The sequence below is a fragment of the Bacillus sp. JJ1566 genome (assembly GCF_036962685.1).
Taxonomy (GTDB): Bacteria; Bacillota; Bacilli; order Bacillales; family Bacillaceae_L; genus Ferdinandcohnia.
In genome coordinates this window covers 23,822-29,925 of record NZ_JBALOP010000028.1, presented here as the reverse complement: position 1 = coordinate 29,925, position 6,104 = coordinate 23,822, and the positions used below count along the sequence as shown (strand labels likewise).

The 6,104-nt window shown below is 36.3% G+C and carries 9 protein-coding genes; 1 reads left to right on the top strand and 8 read right to left on the bottom strand.

Translation table 11 applies throughout. The annotated features are described in order from the left end of the window. Positions 1 to 34 precede the first annotated feature (34 nt). The 8 genes from V7112_RS12565 to ssb all read right to left on the bottom strand — a co-directional run bounded on the left by V7112_RS12565 (position 35) and on the right by ssb (position 5,366). Positions 35 to 658 carry a hypothetical protein gene (locus tag V7112_RS12565; protein ID WP_335419982.1) on the bottom strand — a complete coding sequence of 208 codons (624 nt, stop codon included), beginning with the start codon at positions 656 to 658 and terminating at the stop codon, positions 35 to 37. A gap of 100 nt (positions 659 to 758) precedes the next feature. Then, entirely contained in the window at positions 759 to 1,271 is a 513-nt protein-coding gene (locus V7112_RS12560; protein ID WP_335419979.1) for an RNA polymerase sigma factor, read from the bottom strand. Between the two features lie 50 nt (positions 1,272 to 1,321). Further along, entirely contained in the window at positions 1,322 to 2,497 is a 1,176-nt protein-coding gene (locus V7112_RS12555; protein WP_335419976.1) for a hypothetical protein, read from the bottom strand. 14 nt (positions 2,498 to 2,511) lie between these two features. Then, positions 2,512 to 3,342: a hypothetical protein gene (locus V7112_RS12550; RefSeq protein WP_335419974.1), complete on the bottom strand. Its 831-nt coding sequence runs from the start codon at positions 3,340 to 3,342 to the stop codon at positions 2,512 to 2,514. Continuing rightward, positions 3,339 to 4,028 (bottom strand): ABC transporter ATP-binding protein, encoded by a 690-nt coding sequence (locus V7112_RS12545; protein WP_335419971.1) that lies wholly within the window; start codon positions 4,026 to 4,028, stop codon positions 3,339 to 3,341. Before V7112_RS12545 ends, V7112_RS12550 begins: the two co-directional genes overlap by 4 nt. A gap of 11 nt (positions 4,029 to 4,039) precedes the next feature. Further along, the gene (locus V7112_RS12540; RefSeq protein WP_335419969.1) at positions 4,040 to 4,405 is read right to left on the bottom strand and encodes a GntR family transcriptional regulator; all 366 of its coding nucleotides are present in this window, start codon (positions 4,403 to 4,405) and stop codon (positions 4,040 to 4,042) included. Between the two features lie 406 nt (positions 4,406 to 4,811). Further along, entirely contained in the window at positions 4,812 to 4,988 is a 177-nt protein-coding gene (locus tag V7112_RS12535; RefSeq protein ID WP_335419966.1) for a hypothetical protein, read from the bottom strand. A 36-nt stretch (positions 4,989 to 5,024) separates the two neighbouring features. Further along, positions 5,025 to 5,366, bottom strand: a complete 342-nt coding sequence (ssb, locus tag V7112_RS12530; RefSeq protein WP_335419962.1) for a single-stranded DNA-binding protein — start codon at positions 5,364 to 5,366, stop codon at positions 5,025 to 5,027. 296 nt (positions 5,367 to 5,662) lie between these two features. On the opposite strand from ssb, the gene V7112_RS12525 reads away from it, so the two are divergent. After that, complete coding sequence (locus tag V7112_RS12525) at positions 5,663 to 6,100, top strand: YwpF family protein (RefSeq protein WP_335419956.1); 438 nt, start codon at positions 5,663 to 5,665, stop codon at positions 6,098 to 6,100. Positions 6,101 to 6,104: the final 4 nt, after the last annotated feature.

Genomic DNA, 6,104 nt, shown 5'->3' with positions numbered 1-6,104 from the left:
AAAGCTATAACGCAATTCCATCAATCACACTCTATTAATTTGCCTTCAAATCCTTCTCGTATTGCTTATAAATGACATACCTTTGCATTCCTCGTGTTTTCTCAAACGCTTTTCCTATCTCGGCGACATACTCTTCGTGATTCCCTTTCTTTTTCGCGATCCCAGCAGCCAGGGCATGCTTCATCCATTCAGATTTCACCTGATCACAAAGCTCAGCCGCCTTCTCCAATTTACCTTCCTCCACAGCGACAATTGCTTGATAATAAGCTTTATACTGTGGTGGATGGATGTCCTCAATGTCCTTCTTCACTCGTAAAATATCATCCTCGTATAATGCATACAAAGTCTTAAACAATGCCTGTTTTGCGGGATGCTTATATTTTTCAAGTAAAGCTTCCGTTGCTTCTTTCACATCCTGATCAATCTGATTGCCCATCCCGTAATAGAGCTTAAATGCCGGATTTTTTCTTCGTTTCTTAAGATAGGCCTCTATCTTTTCTACATTTTTCTCCCAATAAATCGGATAAATAAATAGGTAAGTAGTTAGACACACTATGACTATCATGCTTATGATCATACTGGTCGGTTGACCTACATCCAAAAATCCTAGCAAAACTCCTATTAATATCGCAACCCCAAATAAAACTCCGACTCTCACTCTCTTCATCCCCAACAAATTGTCATTATTGGATAATTATACCTTAATAGAACTCTATAAAAAAAGACCAATCACGTTGCCTCCCATGATTGGCCTTTGTTCACACAATTACCTTATTGTTCTCGTAAACTTTCTTCAGCATAAGCCTTCCTCTGAACAGCTTATTTTTAACAAACGAAATGTCTTTACTTAATAAATAGCTAATTTCACGATAGGAATATTCGCCAAAATAATAAAGAGATAAAGTTTGTTTATAATCCTTCGGCAAAGACTCGATATGTTGGTATAGCGTTTCTCTATCAAACTTCTCAACGATTTCTTTTTCTACTGTTTCATTCGTTGAAAATCGCAGTTCTTCGATATCATCCATTAAGACAGTGGCTTTAACAACCTTGCTGCGTAGATAATCGATACATTGATTACGGGTGATACTATATAACCATGCTTTTATCTTGGATGGATCCCTGAAAGAATGGAATTTCAAATAAATCTTCAAAAATACTTCCTGCATAATATCATCCACATCCGACCAATTTCGTACATATCGAAAGGCAGCATAACGCAGTTCTGGTTCATATTCATTAATAATCTGTTCGATTTGATGTTTCTCCATTTTTCTCACCCTAGTTTGGGACAAGGGACCTGTCCCCATGTCCCAGCCTATTATTCTTGAATTTCGTAAAAGTATAGTTTGTAGTCTTCCGTTTTTTTATTTTTTACGATGATTTTTCCTTCATATAGTGATTCTCCAGTATTTATATCGCTAATTGAAAGGTAATGTCCATCCTCCGTCGATTCCACGGTGTAGACTTTTTCATTTCGTATTTTGATATAAGGTGCCTCTTTATCACTCTCCATATTTACCACACCGAAAGTCTGTTTCTCGTTGATATTTCCCGTTTCAATATCATATTGTAGGATCTTTACTCCACTTTCAGAGTAAACCGGAACCATAATGGTGGAATTTACAATGGATGAATTATCAAAGTCCCCAGTAAAATCTTCAGGTAAATCCATTTTTACCATCTTGTTATTTTTAATATCGTACACCATCTTATTATTGGCTAGCTCTACTTCCATTCCACTATCCTCATGTTCATAGGCCTCTGATAGAAAAATCAAATATTGTTCAGGTTGACTTGAATAATAGTCATTAAACACTCTAAATCCCGACCAACCATTCTTCACTTCTGGAGAAGAATAAATGAGTTCCTCGTTTGTCATTTTCTTGTTCTTTACATCAACCGTGTAAACAATTAAATCCTCACCACCATTGACTCCAGAACCCCGCGCAATCACTTTTAACTCCCCATTCACGATTTGAATATCCATAATATCGAACCAATGATACTTTTCATGATTAGGCAGATCAAACGTCATTGAAGTCGTTTCCTCTGATTTCTTATCTAATACTTCAATATCAAAATACAAATCCGACGTAGAAGAGTTTATACTTTTACCCTCAATATTGACATAGACAACTAAATCTTGATCTTCATAAAAACTATTCGGGAATAAATGCTTCCCACGCATAAATTGTTTATGGTTCTCAACTAATGGATAAAGAGAAGTCCACGTATTGAGGTTAGTCAATTGTTTGAAAACCGACTGATTATTTAAATTGATTGCTTCCTTTTCAGAAATAATAAAGCTTTGATGCAAGTCTTCCACTGCATATGAGACATTCATTTTTAGATTTTTCACTTCATTCTCGTCGCCACTTACTTTTTCCAATTCAAAGCGAATGTCTTCAGCGGCTAAACTAGTTTGTATATAAAACGTTCCAAGCACGAGAACCGTGATGAAACAAAGCGTAAGGATTTTCCAATATCGTTTCACTCGTGTACCTCCTATCAAACCCTGATTTTTTTATTCAATAGATAATTACCAATCCAAATGGCTCCAGCCCATGTAAGTAATCCTGTTCCAACTACCGTGTAAAACAGTTCATTTGCAAATAAATAATTACCTATCATGAATTCATTGATAAATATTGGAGCAAAAAAGACGAAAATCGATACAGCAACATAGAGAATCCCAAGAAAAATCCCTTTTAATCGATATGAACGTTCAAACAAAATAGCTGTAAAAACCACACACACTGCTGCCATTCCAGTCCCATAATAAAGGATAAAATCCATAATTGAATTTGGATAGAGGACTTCTAAGTAATAAAGATTCGTAATTTCCTCCAATGTTAAATCATGACGAAACTCGTTCGGAACCATCCACTGTAACACTTTACTTTCTAAAGGTATTAATAGTAACTGCAAGGCAAGTAACCCTAAAACAAACAGTAAAATCGTTGTCGCTTTCGCCAAGTAAATATTCAACCTTGCCGTTGGCAACACAAGCAAGCGATAACTAAACGTGTTCTTCCCAAGCCAATCGCGATACCAAATAAAGAAAACATAAATGAGTAATGTAGCTCCACAAAACATCATTGTTCCGATAAACCAACCAGTTGAAGCAAAATGAAAGAAGGACATCTTCCCATATTGTGAGATAAAATCACTCACCGATACTAAATCCTCATAAATCGCTTTGTTTGCTCGACCCAGATATAATTGTGATTCAACGATAAGACCAACTACTTGAAAAAAAACTGTGATTCCAACCAAGACAAGATACAGTTTCCAAAAACGAGTAAACTCGAAATTCACTAATTTTAAATATCGATTCATCCACGATACACCTCTCTCATTACATCAATCACTGATTTGCCTTCATTCTCCCTAACCTCTTCGGTATCGAATTCTTTTAACACGACACCATCATCAAGCAAAACAACTTTATCAATTAAATGTTCGATATCATTGATTTCGTGGGTTGTGATGATCACGCTACGGTCCTCAATTAAATGACTTGTAAATACCTCGGCAATTTGTTCACGACTAAAAATATCAATCCCCGAAAAAGGCTCATCCATGAGGACATAATCGACATCCAAAGCGAGTCCAAGGATTAGGTTCACCTTTGCCGTATTTCCCTTAGACAGCTCGGAAATGCGATCAGTTTCTTTTAGTCTAAAAAACTCAAGAAGCTCATCCGCACGCTTTTGATTCCAGCTGTCATAGAAATCTTCCATAAATGTGAAGGCTTCTTTTATTTTCATTTGTGGCAGCATCGTAATCGTGTCTGGGATAAACGTAATTTTTTCATAGCTGCCTTTATGAATTTTTTCTCCATTAATTAGTATTTCTCCACCATTAATCGGAGTTAAGTTCATAATCGCCTTCATGACGGTCGTTTTTCCTACACCATTAATCCCAATCAAGCAAGTAATCTTCCCTTTTTCAGCCGTAAATGAGACTCCTTTTAGGACAGTCTTTCTGCCAAACTTCTTCGTTACTTCTTTTACTTCAATCACCAAAATCCCCCCTATTCTTTTTCGTACTCTTTTTCAACTAAATTCATTACCTCTTTTAATGGCACGTTAATCGACCGAACTGATTGAATAAATGTAGAAACTGCATCCAAAATTAATTCCTCGCGAACCATTTTCAATACCTCTTCATCCTTCGTTATTCGACTAGGTAAATTGCCTTCCGTAAAAATCAATCCTTGTTCCTCCATTTCTTTATACGCCCGCTGCGCCGTATTCGGATTTATTTTCAACCGATTCGCTAACTCTCTTCTTGACGGAATCTCCTGTCCTGGTTCAAAAAAGCCTTTTGCAATTTGCTCCTTAAAATACTGAATAACTTGCACGTACACAGGATCCCGATTATTAAACTTGACATCCATAGACCCAACTCCTATAAATTCGTCTCCCTGTATCAAGGGGTTAATACACCACTTATAAAAAAACTGTATTAATCACACCATACAGTCATAATAAAAAAATACATCGTGTACCAATTGGTTAATACACTATGTATTATATGATTAATACACTTTTGTTGTCAACGCTAAAATAAAAGTTTATCCAACACATTGACATTAAGGAACAAACGTTCTATTATATGAATAAGAAAAAAGCCAACCATGTTGAGACCATGATTGGCAAAAAATGAGGAATTACCGAAGTATCCATCTATCTCTAGAGGAATCATTTTTGAAAAGACGACCGAGGCTTCTTGTTGCGAGGTACATGGATAGTGGGTTTGTGAAAATTTTTCATATTCTAAATCTCTTTTTTACAGGTTTCATATTATAAGCGCTTCCCTTCTAAAATTTGATTGACTTGCAAAAGCCGTTCATTGTAGGTTCTATCAATCTGATCCATTCTATCACCAATTTGGCCTTGTAACGTTTCCAGATGCAAAGCAATTCCCATCGCAAGCTTATTTAACTTTTCATTAATCGTTTTGATCTCATCATCGTTCATAATCGTTTCCTCCCTAGTTCAAAACATCCAAGAACCTTAATTTTCAACGAGTTCCCTTGGCTTCCCACCGAGGAATTTTACTGAGTCTGCCAACACTTCAGTCACATAGACCCTTTTTCCCTCATTGTTTTGATAGTTACGTGTTTGGATTCGTCCGGTGACACCTAGAATAGAACCCTTTTTACAAAAGTTTGCTGTATTTTCAGCTGTTTTTCGCCAAAGCGTGCAGTTCACAAAATCGGTGTCAATTTCACCACCTGCATTCTTAAAATTCCGGCTAACTGCAAGTGTCACATGTGCTATCGCTTTTCCTTCCTGGGTGTACCGCAAATCAGGATCACGGGTCAGCCTTCCTACCAAAATTACTTGATTAATCATGAATCTTACCTCCTTAGTTAAATCTAACAAGGCTATCATACTTCACGATTCGACATAGGTAAAATTAGGAAAATTTAATTATCTCAGGGATTTTTTCTATAAAAATGGAAATTATCTGCATTGTTTTCAACTTTCTTACAGAAGGTCTTACCAAAACCAATAATTATCTATATTTCTACAATTTTTTTCACAGTAGAAATTCCGGTTCATTTCCACGTCTAATCCATATAATATACAAAATATGTTATAATTTAACTATCATTATAGTACGAACGGAATATAGGGGGGGCAGGGATTTGAAAACGTTTAGATTGGTATCACTAGTGGTTCTTCACCAGAAGGAACAGCCAAGCCGTATTGAGGAAATACCGTTGATTGATGGATTGATCATCAATCAAGAGGATGGAGAAAACAGTTGGATTGTAGAAGCTTTTATTGATAAATCGTATAAAACAATATTCGAAAAAGCCAAACAAGACGAGGCAAAGCTGAATCTCCAAGTCACAATTTCCCAAAAATCAAATGACCCTGCCTCTTTAATGGGTGAAGTGAAGATCATCAAGGAAATGGAGAATAGCGTGAGTGTCCTCCTTGAGGGAAATTTAGTTCCAAGTCGACTCAATATGGCCGAGATTGTTTTGACCGACCTTATTCAACAAGGCTTACAAGGGGAAGGCCTACTTACTGAATTCAAAAACCGCCTTCAAGAAAAGAAAAAGCCAGTACAAAATTAAAAAG

Coding starts and splice junctions, on each gene's coding strand:
- ssb (WP_335419962.1), bottom strand. CDS start 5,366: ATGATTAATCAAGTAATTTTGGTAGGAAGGCTGACCCGTGATCCTGAT.
- V7112_RS12540 (WP_335419969.1), bottom strand. CDS start 4,405: ATGGATGTCAAGTTTAATAATCGGGATCCTGTGTACGTGCAAGTTATT.
- V7112_RS12560 (WP_335419979.1), bottom strand. CDS start 1,271: ATGGAGAAACATCAAATCGAACAGATTATTAATGAATATGAACCAGAA.
- V7112_RS12550 (WP_335419974.1), bottom strand. CDS start 3,342: ATGAATCGATATTTAAAATTAGTGAATTTCGAGTTTACTCGTTTTTGG.
- V7112_RS12535 (WP_335419966.1), bottom strand. CDS start 4,988: ATGAACGATGATGAGATCAAAACGATTAATGAAAAGTTAAATAAGCTT.